15 protein-coding genes and 1 pseudogene are annotated in these 15368 nt (G+C 66.3%); 5 read left to right on the plus strand and 11 right to left on the minus strand.

The window, feature by feature from the left end; genetic code table 11:
* Nucleotides 1–200 (plus strand): hypothetical protein (locus OIE40_RS08190; RefSeq protein ID WP_264701723.1); only part of this gene is annotated, 200 nt, incomplete at its 5' end.
* A 91-nt stretch (nt 201–291) separates the two neighbouring features.
* On the opposite strand, the gene OIE40_RS08195 is transcribed toward OIE40_RS08190, so the two are convergent.
* Both OIE40_RS08195 and OIE40_RS08200 read right to left on the minus strand, forming a co-directional pair.
* A complete protein-coding gene (locus tag OIE40_RS08195; protein WP_264701724.1) occupies nt 292–795 on the minus strand; it encodes a hypothetical protein in 504 nt (167 codons plus the stop codon).
* Nucleotides 796–845: 50 nt separating this feature from the next.
* Nucleotides 846–1202 carry a hypothetical protein gene (locus OIE40_RS08200; RefSeq protein WP_264701725.1) on the minus strand — a complete coding sequence of 119 codons (357 nt, stop codon included), beginning with the start codon at nt 1200–1202 and terminating at the stop codon, nt 846–848.
* Between the two features lie 310 nt (nt 1203–1512).
* Here OIE40_RS08200 and OIE40_RS08205 point away from each other — a divergent pair, with 310 nt between their 5' ends.
* Nucleotides 1513–2376: a hypothetical protein gene (locus OIE40_RS08205; RefSeq protein WP_264701726.1), complete on the plus strand. Its 864-nt coding sequence runs from the start codon at nt 1513–1515 to the stop codon at nt 2374–2376.
* 14 nt (nt 2377–2390) lie between these two features.
* On the opposite strand, the gene OIE40_RS08210 is transcribed toward OIE40_RS08205, so the two are convergent.
* The 3 genes from OIE40_RS08210 to OIE40_RS08220 all read right to left on the minus strand — a co-directional run bounded on the left by OIE40_RS08210 (nt 2391) and on the right by OIE40_RS08220 (nt 5018).
* Complete coding sequence (locus OIE40_RS08210; RefSeq protein ID WP_264701727.1) at nt 2391–2690, minus strand: hypothetical protein; 300 nt, start codon at nt 2688–2690, stop codon at nt 2391–2393.
* A 183-nt stretch (nt 2691–2873) separates the two neighbouring features.
* Nucleotides 2874–4010, minus strand: a complete 1137-nt coding sequence (locus OIE40_RS08215; RefSeq protein WP_264701728.1) for a hypothetical protein — start codon at nt 4008–4010, stop codon at nt 2874–2876.
* 213 nt (nt 4011–4223) lie between these two features.
* Complete coding sequence (locus tag OIE40_RS08220; RefSeq protein ID WP_264701729.1) at nt 4224–5018, minus strand: alpha/beta fold hydrolase; 795 nt, start codon at nt 5016–5018, stop codon at nt 4224–4226.
* 47 nt (nt 5019–5065) lie between these two features.
* On the opposite strand from OIE40_RS08220, the gene OIE40_RS08225 reads away from it, so the two are divergent.
* Entirely contained in the window at nt 5066–5773 is a 708-nt protein-coding gene (locus tag OIE40_RS08225; protein WP_264701730.1) for a TetR/AcrR family transcriptional regulator, read from the plus strand.
* A 237-nt stretch (nt 5774–6010) separates the two neighbouring features.
* Here OIE40_RS08225 and OIE40_RS08230 read toward each other — a convergent pair whose 3' ends face one another.
* Nucleotides 6011–6838: a GIY-YIG nuclease family protein gene (locus OIE40_RS08230; protein WP_264701731.1), complete on the minus strand. Its 828-nt coding sequence runs from the start codon at nt 6836–6838 to the stop codon at nt 6011–6013.
* A 450-nt stretch (nt 6839–7288) separates the two neighbouring features.
* Nucleotides 7289–8230 (minus strand): GlxA family transcriptional regulator, encoded by a 942-nt coding sequence (locus tag OIE40_RS08235; RefSeq protein WP_264701732.1) that lies wholly within the window; start codon nt 8228–8230, stop codon nt 7289–7291.
* Between the two features lie 107 nt (nt 8231–8337).
* On the opposite strand from OIE40_RS08235, the gene OIE40_RS08240 reads away from it, so the two are divergent.
* On the plus strand, nt 8338–8649 hold the full coding sequence (locus OIE40_RS08240; protein WP_027020518.1) for a putative quinol monooxygenase: 312 nt from the start codon (nt 8338–8340) through the stop codon (nt 8647–8649).
* Between the two features lie 291 nt (nt 8650–8940).
* Here OIE40_RS08240 and OIE40_RS08245 read toward each other — a convergent pair whose 3' ends face one another.
* A complete protein-coding gene (locus OIE40_RS08245; RefSeq protein WP_264701733.1) occupies nt 8941–9105 on the minus strand; it encodes a hypothetical protein in 165 nt (54 codons plus the stop codon).
* 176 nt (nt 9106–9281) lie between these two features.
* On the opposite strand from OIE40_RS08245, the pseudogene OIE40_RS08250 reads away from it, so the two are divergent.
* Nucleotides 9282–10008: pseudogene (locus OIE40_RS08250) on the plus strand (transposase); the annotation flags it as partial.
* A 145-nt stretch (nt 10009–10153) separates the two neighbouring features.
* Here OIE40_RS08250 and OIE40_RS08255 read toward each other — a convergent pair.
* Genes OIE40_RS08255 through mobF form a run of 3 tightly spaced genes read right to left on the minus strand, consistent with a single transcriptional unit; the run spans nt 10154 to nt 15141 of the window.
* Nucleotides 10154–11005, minus strand: a complete 852-nt coding sequence (locus OIE40_RS08255; RefSeq protein WP_264701734.1) for a metallophosphoesterase family protein — start codon at nt 11003–11005, stop codon at nt 10154–10156.
* Nucleotides 11006–11026: 21 nt separating this feature from the next.
* Nucleotides 11027–11236: a helix-turn-helix domain-containing protein gene (locus OIE40_RS08260; RefSeq protein ID WP_105184541.1), complete on the minus strand. Its 210-nt coding sequence runs from the start codon at nt 11234–11236 to the stop codon at nt 11027–11029.
* A gap of 23 nt (nt 11237–11259) precedes the next feature.
* Nucleotides 11260–15141, minus strand: coding sequence for a MobF family relaxase (gene mobF / locus OIE40_RS08265; protein ID WP_264702320.1), 3882 nt, complete (start codon nt 15139–15141; stop codon nt 11260–11262).
* Between the last annotated feature and the right edge of the window lie 227 nt (nt 15142–15368).

Below are 15368 nucleotides of genomic sequence, written 5' to 3' on the forward strand. Positions count from 1 at the left end.
GCTGCTACGACTACCAAGCGGGCGAGCCGTGGCCCGGAGTGCTGTTGATCCTCTTGTGCGCGGTGATGCAGATGTGTTGGTGGTTAGCATTCCGAAGGACCAAGTCCCACTGGTTGCTTCGAGTTCTGGCTATTACACTGGCCATCATCCCACTGGCCACGTTTGTATGGTTGCGGTTGCATCCCGAACTCCTGGGCTGAACCGCTTGGCTCAGGCTCGGCGGGCATCCGCTCATGCCGCCGTCTGCGCGCTCCGCATGGTTCTAGCGATTCAGGCGGGGAAACCACCGCGCTAGTCGATGATCTCCACGTCGGAGTCATGCGTGAACTTGGCCACCGTGGTCTCGGGACTAATGATCTCCGAGGTTCGCAGCCTCAATGCGGACTTCGAAAGGAGGTTGACCACCGGGCGTTTGCTTGTCTGAAGGAAGTGTTTGGGAAGGTCGCCCACGACGAAGAGTTGCCGCCGACGACCTGTCGAGTCCATCGCGAGGCCGACGAGGTCGGCGACGAGGCCGCGTTGGCGGAGACTGTCGGCGCCCTTCCACTGGGCGACTTTGAACTCGGCGACTCGCAGGTTCGTTTCGAGATCGAAGATCCGTTGCGGATCGTTGCCTGCCGCGAGAGAGGGTCGCTTGAGGAGCTGCTCGCCCTCCTCCAGCAGCAGCGGGAGGGTCTGGGTGATTACCGCGGCATGGATCAAAGAGTCGAGGACACCGACGCGTTCGCGGACGATCAGAGCGGAGTCAATGACCGTGTAATCGAAGTCAGTGTTGTGCGCGACATGAGTGGCCATTACCTGGTCCGCGCCGGCCAAGGCGGCCTCGAGGTTGCTGACCGCTCGGGTCAGGGCTGACGCTGGAGGAAGGTGTCGAGGGTTGCGAACGCCTCGGCGGCCTCGGACGGTGTGATGGCCGGTCGTAGTTGCGGCCGCGGCGGGGTTGGGGTGGGGAATGCAGCATCTGGCCCGGGGATCTCGCTGGTGTGGAATCCCAGCCGTGCCAACAGCCGCACGGCCGTGTGGGAGATGTACTCCGACCGCCTGATCCCGGTCGCCGCCTCGAACGCCTGCTTGGCCGGCCAGCGGCGTCCGTCGATCTCGACCCAATGTGTGCGAACAGGGTCCGGAACCGACATCAGGATTCGAGAGCGAGCGACATCCGGGTCTACGTCGAAGGTCTCGCCGTTGAGCTGGAATCGCATGACCGCACATTATGCCCGCCACTCTGCCACCCGGGTGCCGCGCAGCATGCCCCCCCGGGTCTACTTCCCGAGAAGTGGTGCGTGAGCACCTACCGCCTCTCGCTGAAGGCACCAAGACCATCCGATTATGCCGTCCGCGCGGTCGACAAGTAGCCGAGATGCGGGTAGCGCTGGTTCAGGGTAGCCGCCCACACGGGCAACCTACCCAACCGACTGTCCAATGGCTTGGACCCTCCGCCTGACATCCGAGAGAAGGCAAGAGCCAGCGATCCCCCTGCAATCGGACGGGTCGGTGCGTAGCCTCTGGGACATGTCGACCGCCGTATGCGCGATCTGCCGAAGCGCAGCCACTCGCACCCGCGAGCACGTGTGGTCGAATTGGTTCCTGCAGCGGATGGACCGGCATGGAGCCCCGCCACTCGGATGGTCACTCAACGGCGTGCCGCTCCTGACACGCGACCGCACCCAGATCAAGGGGAGCCAGCGACAGCGGGTGATGCTCGGGATCTGTTACGCCTGCAACCAAAGCATGAACATGACGATCGAAGAGCCCGCAAAGCCGGTCGTCGGGCCACTCGCGCTCAACGGGTGGCGAGGGGAGTGCACCCGAGAGGACTGGCGAGCGGTCGGGCTGTGGTGGGCCAAGGTTCTCCTCCTCGTTGGCCATCCCGACTCGACATTGGAGAACCCTCGCCTGCAGAAGCTCGTCCGGTGGCATTTCGAATCCGCGCCCGATGTGCGGTGGCTGACCGACGGCAACGGCATTCCCGACCACGTGTCGGTATTCATTCACCGGGCCGACTTCAAGAAGGCCGGGACTCGACACGAACTCGTCGTCCCTGCGCACGTATTCATGGACGATGGCACGATCGCCGACTGTCACGTACTGTCGCTTGCCACCCCGGGGATGGCCGTTACCGCGGTCTCTTCTCCCGGAGTCACGATCGAACACCCACTTGTGGCCTCGGGGCACGCCTGGGAACTCCTCCACACGCCGCCGGCCGGTGGCGCTTTGCAGCGACTCAGGCCGCTGCCCCGAGACGTGGTCAGATTCGTGCGCGGAGGTGGTGTCCCTGAAGGTCACATCGTCGATGGCAGCGAGATGGCGCGGTTGACCGCGCTATTTGGGTACGAAGCCTCGTCAGCAACGGAATCGACCGCACAACCGCAATGACGCTGCGCGTCGAACTAAAGCCAGCGCACGTTCTGGGTCAAAACAGTAAGCCGCCGAAGGCCGGCGACGGTCTCCACTCCATGGTCCAAGGTGAGGGTGACTTCCTCGGCGTCGGGCCCCTCCATCTCTCCCCGTAGCCAAATCTCAACCGGGAAGACCGAGTCGGCGCTGAGTTCATGCACCGTGAGGACCGGGAGCTTCTCAACGATGTGGTGCGCTCGACCTCCCGCGTCCTCAACAACGACCTCGACCCAGCCCGGGAAGTCATCACTCGTCCAGCGCAGCGCCGTCGCCCGGAGAAGTCCGTCTGTCACGAGAGTCAGACTATTGCGGTGCCGCTCACTCGCGCGCTCATGCCGCGCAGCGTGTGCAAGGCCAGCCTCTGGTTTCGGTTCCCGAGCGCACGACCGCGTCCGCCGCCCGCGCGGGAAGGTCACGGCTACTACGGGGGGCGGCAATGACCGGATATCAACGGGTACAGGTGAGCGTGCACTGCTTTACGACCCCAAGAGGTTCAAGACAGGAGTGGGCTGTCCCCAGCGGTGAATGCCCCCGTCACGTCTATTGCATCCACAGGGGCATGGGTGACCGGTTCTGGCTGGGAGTGGTGCAGGCCACAGGTGGCGTTGCGTCAGGGCGCCAGCGCGGGTTGTGATAGCAAAGTCGTCTACCAGCTGCCGGGCTTGGATCAAAGCCTCGAAGTAAGTCTTAGCTGCCGCGGCTGTTGAGTCAGCTATGTGCGCAGCCACTTCGTTGAACTGCGGCCGGATCCGGTCGGCGATCGCTTTTCCGGTATTATCTAGCGGAGCACTCGACAATGGACCCTTCGCGACAAACCGAAAGGCCAATGCCCCCGTCTCGTGGACCATCGCTTCGCTACTAGACGCGATCCTTGCGGCGAATGCTGGATGTGATGCATCGGAAAGCCAGTCGTACCATTTGCTGTAGCGCTTCTCCCCGGTCATCTTTTCAAGCCTCTTCACGTAAGTGAGAACATTGGGCGCCTGTAGTCTTTCTGGAGAGCCGCTGATACGGGTCCCCATGGATGTCTTCACCAGAACAGGCGTCATCTTAGATCTCACCATTTCAGCCCGTGCTGCGCTCCCCGCACGCCCAGCCTTGGCATCAGCCCATGCGTTGAATAGAGACCTGCACTCATGCAATAGACAACCCACTTGCTCGATCAGGGCCCTCGCCGCCAAGGGTGCGGTAGTCAAGCGCCATGAGGCAATCCCGGAGACTGCGTCCGTTACGAGATCTGCACCTCTCCAAGCATGGAATAGCCACCAAGCACACAGCTGGCTGAGGAGAGCGGGATAGGTCACGGCGGCAACTGGCTGGGAGAGGGCGTGGTCTGGGACTTCATCCACTGCAAGGACCCCACCGCTCTTGAGATTCACAAACGACCAAGTCTCGCGAAGCTCGATTGCCGATCGCCGCCACCCCTCAGCCTGCGCGGGCGTCATTGGTGCAACCCAGAACTCTGTGCACCACTCGTCCCCCACCGTGGCTGTCAGTTCTTGGGCGCGCAGCGATAGGTCGACGAGATCCTGCACCCTATCGACTCCTAGAGCCCTAGTGACGCTGGAGGCGAACTTCGGTGGCATCATTCCAGCACCCTCCTCGCTTTTCATCTCTGACGGATCCTCCCACTTGAGATGGAGCTTTCAGGAGCAGTCCTACGTGCCTGCCACTCGAGAGTGCCGCCGCCGGACCCCCGATCCATGCCGCCACATACCGGCGACGAAGCCAGTTGAGGGCCCCCGGGCCCATACGCTCATGCCGCGGTGCGCCGGTCTTGTCTTCGATCGCTCAGGCGGGTGTGGCGGCGTGGCTGAGGAACCCGGTCAGGATCGTGTTGAATGCTTCGGGGTTGTCCTGGTGGGCGGTGTGCCCGGCCTGGGAATCTCTGTCTGCTCGGCGTAGGGTTGGCGGGCTGCCCAAGGCTTTGCTGACTTGGGGAAGATGCCGCCGTTGGCCTTGTCGAGTTGTCCGTAGGTGATCAGAGTTGGGCAGGGGAGCTGGTAGTTGTCCCCGAGTCCGGAATCGCGGGTGAGGCAATCGAGCCCGGCCATGATCACTTGTGTGTAGGCGTCTCGAGTCAGTGCGCCCGTGGCCTCGAGGGCCTGGGCTGTGACGTCGGGGCGGCTGCTGATCGCCTTGACCGACTCGGCTCGCATTCTTTCAAGGGGCATGCGCGCGACCCGGCCTGGTGCGAACTTGGCGAGCAGGGCGAGCAGGGCGGAGGGTTTGGCGCTGAGGTCTGTGCATCCCTCGACGACGAGGCCGCGGACCCGTTGTGGGGCCTTCGCGGCGGCGCCCTGAACGATGTAGCCGCCGAAAGAGTGCCCAACCAGGAACGCGGTCGGGGCCTCGCCGGTGTCCATCACGGCGAGCAGGTCATCGACGGCGATATCGAGGTCGAACGAGTCACCCATGGGTTGGGAGGCGCCGTGTCCGCGTAGGTCCCAGGTGAGTACACGGAAGCCGGCCTCGACCAGGGCGTCGATCTGTGGGTCGAACGAATGATGGTCCATCGCCGCGCCGTGGGTGAGCACGACGGCCGGATCGGTTCGCGACCCCGTGGACCACATGTGGATCGTCGAGCCGTGTCGCTCCACACATGTTTCGTGACCTGTCATCGGTGCCTCCTCGGTTCCGGCGGGCCCACTCCGCTATTATTCTGACAATGGAAGGAACTGCTGTCAAAAAACCAGTGCGGGGCCGGGGGCGCCCACCGCTGAGTGTCGATGCGCTCCAGTCGCGTAGCCAGCGGATCCTCGACGCCGCCGCCGACCTGGTCCTCGAGCACGGCTATGACGCGATCTCGATGGACCACATCGCGCGCGCGGTGGATCTCTCCAAGGGGACCCTGTACGAGCATTGGTCCACCCGCGAGGAGCTCTTCCTCGACCTCGTCCACCGGGAACAGGACTCGCTCGCCACTCAGGTCAGCGACGCTGCGCCGAGGACAGTGCAAGCCCTGATCAGGGAGTCTGCACGAGCTTTGCTGGAGCGCCCTTTGCTGGTCGCGGTCCTGGTCGAGAACAGCGCCATCTGGGGTAAACAACTCAAGCGGCTGCCGCCATCGATCATCTACCAGGACCGGATCGCCTCCTTCGCCGACTTCCTCTACGACCTTCGAGAGCGGGGAGAGATCCGCACCGACCAGTCAACCAGCGAACAGATCCACATCGTCACCGGAGTCCTGGCCGGGTTCCTCATGACGCGATCGCTGATCCCGCCCGCCCACAGCGTCGACGACGACACCCTCGCCCAACTCATGGCAGACACCGTCGCCCGAGCACTGGAAGCAACCACCAATAACCTGCCCGAACCCACCGCGACCCGCCTCCTCAACGCCGGGAAAAAAGCCCGAGGGAGATCCAGGACCTAGGACAGCCGACATCGCCGGGAACACCAACGGCCGCAGCCCCCACGCCGCGCGGGCCCTCGGTCCGAGACATCCGCATCTGCCGCTCTTCGCGCGAGCCGGTCGCGACCTTCGGCTGCGGGATGTATTCAATCCCAGGCTCATACCAGAAGCGAGCAGACCTGGAGGGCGATGGCTCGAAGAACTCCAGGGGATGTGGTCAGCGTCGGTACTGATTGTGGGCGTCAGCGACGTTTCTGCTCAGTTCTTGTTGTGGCCGAGCGATCGTGCGTGGAGCACTTCCTTCCAATAGCTCTCTCGCTCGAGGACGTGGGCGTCGTCGGTCCGCATAGACCAGTACTCGAGGAGCGCGAACCGCATGTTGGTGCGGTAGTACTCCTCGCCCTTGGCCTCAACGAGTTCGCGCAGGCCGACGTTGCCGCCATGGAGTGTGGTTGCGTACGTCGCCCAGCGATGCCAGATGCCGGTATCGCCGTAGGCGGAACCGACGTAGCGCTGTCCGGTCTCCTTGTCGTGGATGACGTAGACGCCCTTCATGCTTTCGAGTGCGATCCGCCAATCGGCGCGGGCCTGAGCAACGACTGCCTGCAGGTCAGAGAGGCTGTGGTTGATTCGGTCGTGCCCCGGAAAGGGTTCACCGGCGAAGGGTTCCTCGAGGATTGAGGAGACGCTCATCGCGGGGAGGACCGTTTCCATCGATCGCCGTCGGTTCCTGCCCACCAGTTTGTGGCGGATAATGAGCCGACGGATGAACGGCCCCATCAGGTCCTCACGGAGCTCGACGGTGTACGAGTCGGCTCTAGGTTCGGGTCGGCGTTCCAGGACTTTCCAGATCCCGCCGAACAGCCACAGCGTCAGGTCGTTCTTGTCCTGGGCTAGCGAGAAAATGAAGTCGCGGTTGAAGTCGTCCTTTGCGCCGCGCCACATTTGCCAGGCCTGCCACTGTTCCTGACTGCTGGCGAGGGCATCCATGGGCTGAGTGATGCCATTCCACACAGCGAAGTGGACCTTGAACGCTGACGGGTCTAGGTCTGCGGGAAGGAGTGCGGTTAGCGGGATGATCTCCATGTACTGACCATAAGACCCAGGACTGCAGCTTGATTGATCCAAGCAACGCGTTAGGGGCTCTTCCCAGATGAGGGTGTAGGTCGGCCAGGCGCGTCGGTCCGCAGATAGACGTCGAGATCTCCCGACGATGGAGGTTCCTACGCCATCCATCCGAAAGACCTCGACGTGACCGACGCTACCGCGCCGGCCGGCTTCGGCCGCCCTGACCTGACCGCCTTCGCGTCTCATCCCAATCGACCCTGATCGAGTCTGCTGACCCCCTCGACGAGAACGCAGCGACATCACAGCCACCCAACCCCGACCGTCCGGGAAGCCGGGACACGTCACATGGCCTGTGCTGCGGGCGTGTCGAGTGGGTCGTCCAGGGGGCGACGCAGGAGCGTCGACGCGACGTGCTGAGAGGTGGTTCCAGTCGAGCACTAGCACACCGGCTACAGGCATGGCGATAGGTCAGGAACGGCGTCGCTCCCTACGCAGGAGGGAGCGCAGAGTCTCGGCGTTCGCGTAGCCGACCCGTAGCGCGATCTCGGCGGAGGTGAGGTCCGTGGTTGCTGAGAGGTGCCGAGCTCGTTCGATGCGAAGCCGTTGGACGAAGCCGAGCGGAGTGAGGTTGAGCGCCGCACGGACTCGTCGTTCGAGGGTGCGCCGGCTGGTGCCGAGCGACTGCGCGACGAAGGCGACGTTGAACGGTTCGTCCAGGCGGGCGCGCACGAAGCGTTCGAACTCGACGACGATCGGGTCCTCGTGCCGGAGATGTTCGTAGGCGACGAAGGCCGCCTGCGACGGGCGCTCGTCGATGATGAGGAGCTTGGCGACATGTTGGGCCAGGTCGGGGCTGATCGATCGCACGAGTGAGAGCGCGAGGTCGATGTGGGCGAACGCGGCGCCGGCGGTGACGAGGTTCCCGTCGGCCACGACCATGGTGTCGAGATCGAGGGCGACGGTCGGATAGCGCTTCAGGAACTCCGGCCCCAGGAACCAGCTGGTCGTCGCCCGCCGATGATGCATCCGTCCGGTCTCGGCGACAGCGAACACGCCGGTGCACGCCGCGGCGATCCGGGTGGTCGCCTCGTCGAGGCGCCCGAGCGAGGCGATGACCGAACGAGCATCTCGGCTCTGGAGGGCGTCGTTGGTAGCGGCGGCCGTAAGGGTTCCAAGCGCAGGGACGACGACCACGTCGAACTCTCCGGACTCCGACAGCGGGTGGTCCACCGACAGGGTCATCGATGACGTCGTGGTCACTCGCCGTTTCGGTCCGAGGATGGCGAGTTCGATCGGGTCGATCCGCGGGTCGACATCGCCGCGGGCTCCGTCGGCCACCCGCACGATGTCGATGATCGACGCGATAGCCGATCCGAAGCAGCCGTCGATCGCGATCAGTCCGATACGCATGACGTAAACAATAGCAATACTGCCGTATACGCCACTCCCCACCGGCCCTCGCTCGTCATACGCTGAACTCGTCCCACGAAGAACCCCGATTTCAAGGAGAGTCCCTCATGTCCACACCCGCATCACTTCCGTATGCCTTCGTCGCCAAGATCGTCGCGGCCGATGGACAGCACGACGCGCTCGCCGATCTGCTCGCCGGCGCTGTCGCACTCGCCAACGAAGAAGTAGGAACGATTGTCTGGTTCGCGGTCAGGACCCACGCCGACACCTTCTGGATCTTCGATGCATTCCCCGACGAGGCCGCTCGCGACGCCCACGCCAACGGCGCCATCGTCGCAGCCCTGATGGCCAACCAGCACCTCCTCAGCGCAGCACCCGAGATCCTGGCGGCCGACGTCCTCGCGTCCAAGCTCCCGTAGTCCGCCAACGCACGAGACGATCGCGCCCCGCCGAGCCGCCGCCAGGTCGCGACACAACGCCATGCTGCGTTGCCGAGCGGTGCGAGGCCTATCGGCACACGGACAGGATGCCGGCCGCGAGCGCTCAGCCGGCGAGGGGTCCGTCGCAGAGGAGAGCGACGTCGGTGTCGGGCAGAGCCGTGAGGCCAGCGCATCGCGCGACCACCAGAACCGAACCGCCCCTGCCCTGCGTTTCCGCAGGTCAGGGGCGGTTCGCCGGAGCCGCCTTTCGGAATCGAACCGACGACCTCATCACGTCGGCTTTGCGTCTATCGCTTGATGCGCCCACTTGGCGAACGAGCCGCTGACCTGCGCAAACGCCGAGCGTGGGGGACGCCGCCATCCGGTGGTGACCGACGACGACCGACCAGTACCGACCGTTTCACCGGAGCTTGCGGCGGCGTCGAAGCCGAGCATGCTCCATTCCTTTAGCTCACCGCGCCCTCCTCTTCGCCGGCCCCGTCGTCGTCGAAGACGTTTCAGGGGTCTTCTCAGATGACGGTGTAGGTCGGCCGGGCGCGTCGGTCCGCAGATAGACGTCGAGGTCTCCCGACGATGGAGGTTTCTACGCCATCCATCCGAAAGACCTCGACGTGTCCGACGCTACCCCGCCGGCCGGCTTCGGCCGCCCTGACCTGACCGCCTTCGCTCGACTCGACGGCCTCGGTCTGAGCGTGACCGGACAACGACTTGAACCGGATCGTGCGGTCCTCGCGTGCCGCGTGGTGGAACCAGATCAGTGGTGCCGACGGTGCGGCAGCGAAGGCGCTGCGCGTGACACCGTGATCCGGCGGTTGGCCCACGAGCCGCTGGGCTGGCGACCGACCGTGCTGGAAGTTGTAGTGCGCCGCTACCGCTGTGCCGACTGCGGACACGTGTGGCGCCAAGACACCAGCGCCGCGGCGGAGCCACGTGCGAAGCTCTCGCGCACCGGGCTGCGGTGGGCGCTGGAAGGGATCGTGGTCGCACACCTCACCGTCGCCCGTGTCGCCGAGGGACTCGGGGTCGCGTGGGACACCGCCAATAACGCGGTCCTGGCTGAAGGCAAGCGGCTGCTGATCAACGACCCCACGCGGTTTGAGGGCGTGAAGGTCGTTGGCGTCTGATGAGCACGTCTGGCGCCACACCAGGCGTGGCGACAAGTACGTTACCGTGATCATCGACCTCACCCCGGTCCGCGATGGCGCCGGCCCAGCAAGGCTGCTGGACATGGTCGAGGGCCGGTCGAAGGCGGCGTTCAAGACCTGGCTCGCCGACCGCGACGACGCCTTCCGTGACGCGGTCGAGGTGGTCGCGATGGACGGCCGCGCAGGTGTTCGAGCCGTCCGTTGAGCGCCTCGGTCGGCCTGACGCCCGTCCAGTGAGCGAAGCCGAGGCGACCCTTGCCGTCCAGACGGCTGTGGCTCTTCTGGGCGCTGCCCTGGCGAGAGGTCTGCCCAGTCCCTGACTCTGCTCCACGACTGCGTCATGGCAGTGGGAGCTCCTCGCCCTGTGCGTCGACGAGCAGGGTGAGCTCGTTCGGTGGTGTGCCGTCCAAAGCCAACCCCGCGACGCGCACTGCTGCATGAGCGGCTTCGATGGTCGACGAGTACCGGACGTGGTGGTGCCCGTGGAACCAGCGGGACGCCTGCACGCCGTCGAGGATGCGGCGCATGCGTTCCTGGTGGGCATCCGCACGGACGACGGCCTCGAGTGGCCACCAGTTGCGGCGGAGCGGGGGAGGAACGTGTTGCTGCAGGCGCTCGCGAAGGAACGGGGTCGCCATCGGTGCGTCGTGGGCTACCACCACGTCTGCGCGACCGGCGTCGATGATCGCGGCGGCTTGGGGTTCGGTCAACTCCTCCTCTGGGAACCACTCGACCCCCTCTGTGCGTAAGTGCTTGTCGACCGACGGAGCGCCGCCGACGGCGAGCCACCGAGTTGAACCCCACGTCCAGCGGTACCCGGCGGGAAGTTCGAAGATGCGCGCTCCGACGGCTCTCCGGCCATCGCGGCCGATCGGCAGCTTCGCGAGCTCTGGCCAGTCCTCGTGGTTGCCGGGCACGAACCAGAGTTCAAGGCCGGCTGACGCTAACGCGTCATCGACGAGGGTGAGGTACTCGACACCGGCCCGGTGCTCGGCGCGTGGCCAGTAGCCGAAGTCGCCGACTTGAAGGATCAGGTCGGCGTCGACGGCTTGAGCGTGGTCGATCACCTCGTGGGCGGCGCGCGTGTTCATGTGCAGGTCGCCCGCGAGGAGGATGCGTTCCGGATCAGTCATGGGTTTCTCCCGGGATCGAAGAAGCTTGTGACCGACGCTACTCAGCAGCACCGACACCAATTGCTGAGAGATTCCGGTTCAGAAGTCGTCCGCGCTCTGGATCTTGCGGAACAGCTTCGCGAGATCGGCGGCACCGATGCGGATGATCTGACGGCCGCAGCGAACGGCCGAGAGCTGCCCCTGGTTGATTCTCCTCCGTAGGAAGGTCTCCGACACGTCGTACAGTGCGGCGGCCTTGGCGATCGACAGGTACTCGGGCTGGGGGTTGGGTACACGGCGGGTGGGCATGGCTTTGCTCCTTCTGTTGGGGTTCAGATGCGTGGGCCGTGCGACGGCGGGCGGGACATGGGAGGCGCGATGTCCTCGGGTCGACGATGCAGATTGATCGGCTCGACGGTCTCCCAGATCGGCGGTGCAGTGCGCTGCCGTTCGATGCGGGACGCGAGGGCGGCGGCGGGGTGGTCGTCGGGGAGCAGGCCGTCCGCGACGGCGTCTCGCACCCAACGCCGGACTGGATCGCCGTCAGCAGCCCAGGCGGCCACCTGGCGTCCTACCACCGCAGTGTGAGGATCGCGCTGCAGGTCGGGGACGGTGTCGCGCAGCCAGTTGGTCCACTGCCGAACCTCCGGGTGCTCGTCCACCAGCGCTTGGTCGAGACGGTACTGCCAACGTGCAGCGGCAGCGGCCGGCTGCGCGGCACCGGTCGGACGAAGGTCGCCATCCGAAACACCCATGGCGCATCTCCACACCGTGATCTCGGCGGCCAGCGCGGGCGAGGGTGGCAGGGGCATGTCCGCCAGCCAGGCCGGCCGCCGCTCGGCGCAGCCATTGCGCACCTCGTCCGCTAACTCCCGGACGAGCTGCTGCCTTGCCTCCACGTACACACCCCAGACCGGGTCGGCGCGCAGGCTTTCGGGAACTCCGTCAAGCCACGGCAGCGGACCACCTCGAGCGATTGGCTGCAGTCGCCACGACAACACCGCCGCGGGATCCTGAGCGTCGTCCAAACCGCCCGAATCTATCCCCCGTCGCAGCGCCTGGATCGAGTCGCCTCCTGACGCCTCGATCGTCAACAGGTGCGTGCGCAGCGCCGGCCAGGCGGCCGCCTCGGTCAGCCACAGCACCATCGAGTCGGCGGATCGTTCGATCTCCGCCATTCGATCGGCGCCCACGACCTGCTCGGCGGCCACGCCGACGGCATCGACGTAGCGATCCACCGCCGGCTTCAGCAACAGCGCCGGATCGGACTGCTCACGCAGCGACCCGACTGCGGACAGCGCCGCATCGTCCCGGCTCAGGACCGCCTCCAGAAGCTCGGTCGGCGTCGGCGGCCGGACCACCTCAGGCCGGAGCAGCGAATGCGGATCACCGTCCCCGACCGCGGTGACGTACACGTGATTGGCGTGCCGGCCACGAGTCATCATCGTGTACAGCTGCTGGCGGCTCTCCTGCCCGCTGAGCACGCCGTGCATCGAATCGACGGTCAGTCCCTGCGCACCATGGATCGTGCTGGCGTAGCCGAGCACCACATCGTCGCGGACGTACCCTGCCGGCAGTCGCACCTGCCACCCGGACGCGTTCGCCACGGTCAGACTCTGGTCACGCCCGACCGCCAGCACTGTCCAACGGTCCCCGTTGCGTACCCACCCGTGCCGCGAATACGTCAGCCGCCGCTCGTTGCGTCGGGTGACGATCGTGTCGCCCGCTGACACCCGATTGCCGTCGGCCAGCGATGCCTCGCGGCCCGGCAAGCGCCCACCCAACCGCTGCGCCCGAGCCCGAGCATTCAGCTGAGCGACCAGGTCGTGGGTCGGCGCCAGCATCAGCGAATCGAGGCCGCGGGCACGGTCCGCCACCCAGCCGGCGAACGCTTGGTCCAGGGTGGTGGTGGCGTCTCCGACGTGGACCCGCTGCCGGTCGAGGTAGAAACCCAGCGCGGTCGGACGTCCCTGCCGCAGCCCCAGCGACGCCGTCGCCTCCGCCGGATCGGAGAACCGGACCACTTCGTCCAGCCGGACGGCGCCGTGCTCGGTGGCGATCTCACACAGAACTCCGCCCGCCTCAACCGCTGAGAGCTGGTGATCGTCACCGACCAGCCGGACGCTGCCGCCACGGCTCACCACGAATGACACCACCTGTTCCAGGGTCAGGGTGTCGGCCATGCCCGCCTCGTCGATCACCACGAGAGTCCGCGGCCCGATGCCCGCCGCCCAGCCCGGCAGCCGCTCGTCGTCCAGACCCCGAGTGAGCTTGTGCATGGTGTCGGCGTGGCCGCCCAGCTGCTGGCCGAGCGCGTCCGCGGCCGCCGCCGACGGTGCCAACCCGATGACGTCGCCGCCGGCCTCCCGCCAGGCCGACGCCAGCGCGTTCATGGCGGTGGTCTTGCCCGCGCCCGCCGGTGCGATCGCCACCTGTAACCGCGACCCTGAGGACGCCATCGCCCGCACCAGCTCGACCTGTCCGTCGTTCAGCCGCACGCCGTTCGCGTGTGCCTCCAGCAGCGCCAGGTCGATGGACCGCTGACCCACGACCATGCCGTCACGACGCCCGGCGGTGGCGAGCAGCAGGCGCTCGGCGGCGAGGATCGGCGCCGAGGAGTACCTGGCCGAGCCCGCCACGACGTACATCGACGTGCCGTCCGCACGCCGCAGAGGCATCGGTTCGGGCACGTCACCGGGCATGTCCCGGGCGGTGTCCAGGGGGATGGAATGCCTGGTCAGCGCCAGGTCGACCAGGCACTGCGCCGCTGCTTCGGACACAATCCGACCAGAGCGCCGCACCTGCCGCTCCACCTCGGCACGCACATGCCACACCTGCCACGTCGCCCGGTTGCGCTCCACCACGCGGACCACCCGAGCCGCCGTCGCGTCCAGCCACGCCTCGTCCACCGGACGCCGCTCCGCCCGGCCAGGATTCAATGCGGCAGCCACCATCCGGGCCACACCACCACGTCCGAGCACGGCTTCGGCCTGCGCCGCCCACGCCCTTCGCTGCTCGGCCAGCGAGCGTGGCTCATGTTTCGCCTCCCGCGTCTCCAGGGTGGCCCGTTGACCCAGCGCGTGCTGCTCGCCGGGCGTCGGGGTGCGCCCCTGTTCGCGCTGGAAGTCGCCGACCAGCTCGCCCTGAGCCGTCCTGATCTCGAGATCGCGCTGCGACCAGCGCCGCAGCAGAGCCGGGTCGACGCCGGCGATCTCGCGCACCGGTCGGACGTCCCTGCCGTCCTGACGGTCGACGAACCGCACCCCCAAGTCCCGGGTCAGGTGCTGCTCGAGCGCAGTGTTGTAGCGCTCCGACGCGGCCACGTTGGCCAAGTAGAGCAGCCGCCCGTCGATGGCGAGCCAGTCGCCGTCGTCGACCGCCTGCACCTTGTTGGCCACCGCCACGTGCGTGTGCAGGTCGGGATCGCCGGCCCGCGAATCACGGTGCGTGAAGGCGGCGGCGACCAGCCCGTGCGTCTTCACTTGCCGGACGCCGTTGCGTCCCCGACGGGTGTACAGCGACTCTTGCTCGATGTAGCGCAAGGCGTCCGCGACAGCCAAGTCGTGGCAATGCTGAATGCGGGCGGCCGTCTGCGGATCGACCAGTGCCCACAGCGCAGACACCGACTTCACCGGCGAGAACGTCACGTCGTAGCCGGCCACGCCTTGGCGGCTCGGACGCGAGTCCCGCGCGATAAACCCGGTCAGCTCCCGCGGATTGAGCGGGGCCCGTCCGAACCTCTCCTGGAAGCGGTCCAGGCCCACCGCCGTCCGGATAGAGGCACGAACGACCTGCGTGACCGGAGCGCCGTCCGGATGTCCGTTGGCCCGATTCCACGCCGCTATCCGCCGGGAGACCTCGTCGGCGAACGCCTCCCCGCCGCTGTAGATGCCCCAGCGCTGGCCCAGCCGCATGGCGTTCTTGACGTCTCTCGCCGTGGCGTGGTTGTCCAGTGCGTCGAGTCGCCCTCGCGCCAGCGGATGATCGCCGATGCCGAACAGGGAGAGCATCTGATCCGCGGTGACCTGATCACCGGCCTCCAGGCCCTCGATGCCGACCAGACCCGAGCCCAGCCAGCGTCCGGGCGACTCGCCCTTCTGCTCGTAGTAGTCGGCCAGGCTGGTGTGGCCCTTGGTGGTGGAGTCCTGCGCGGCGACCTGCCGGGTCAGGTAGTCATACCCCGACCCGGCGGTCAGCTTGTGCAGGCTCATCATGGCCGGCACCGCCGCAGAAGGATCCTCACACCCCTTGTACCTGCGAAAACGGGGTCGATCGGGACAGATGGACGGCCATGGATGTGTACCAGGCACTGTGTGGACGATGGCACGGCAGCGAGCCGGAGGAACACAGCATTGGGTTGCACGTCCAGGGCGACGCTCGGTCCGTGCCCCACCAAGGCCACCTGGCACACTTTCACGTTGGCGCGCCGGTGTAGGGGCGA

Source organism: Micropruina sonneratiae (assembly GCF_025972045.1).
Classification (GTDB): domain Bacteria; phylum Actinomycetota; class Actinomycetes; order Propionibacteriales; family Propionibacteriaceae; genus Micropruina; species Micropruina sonneratiae.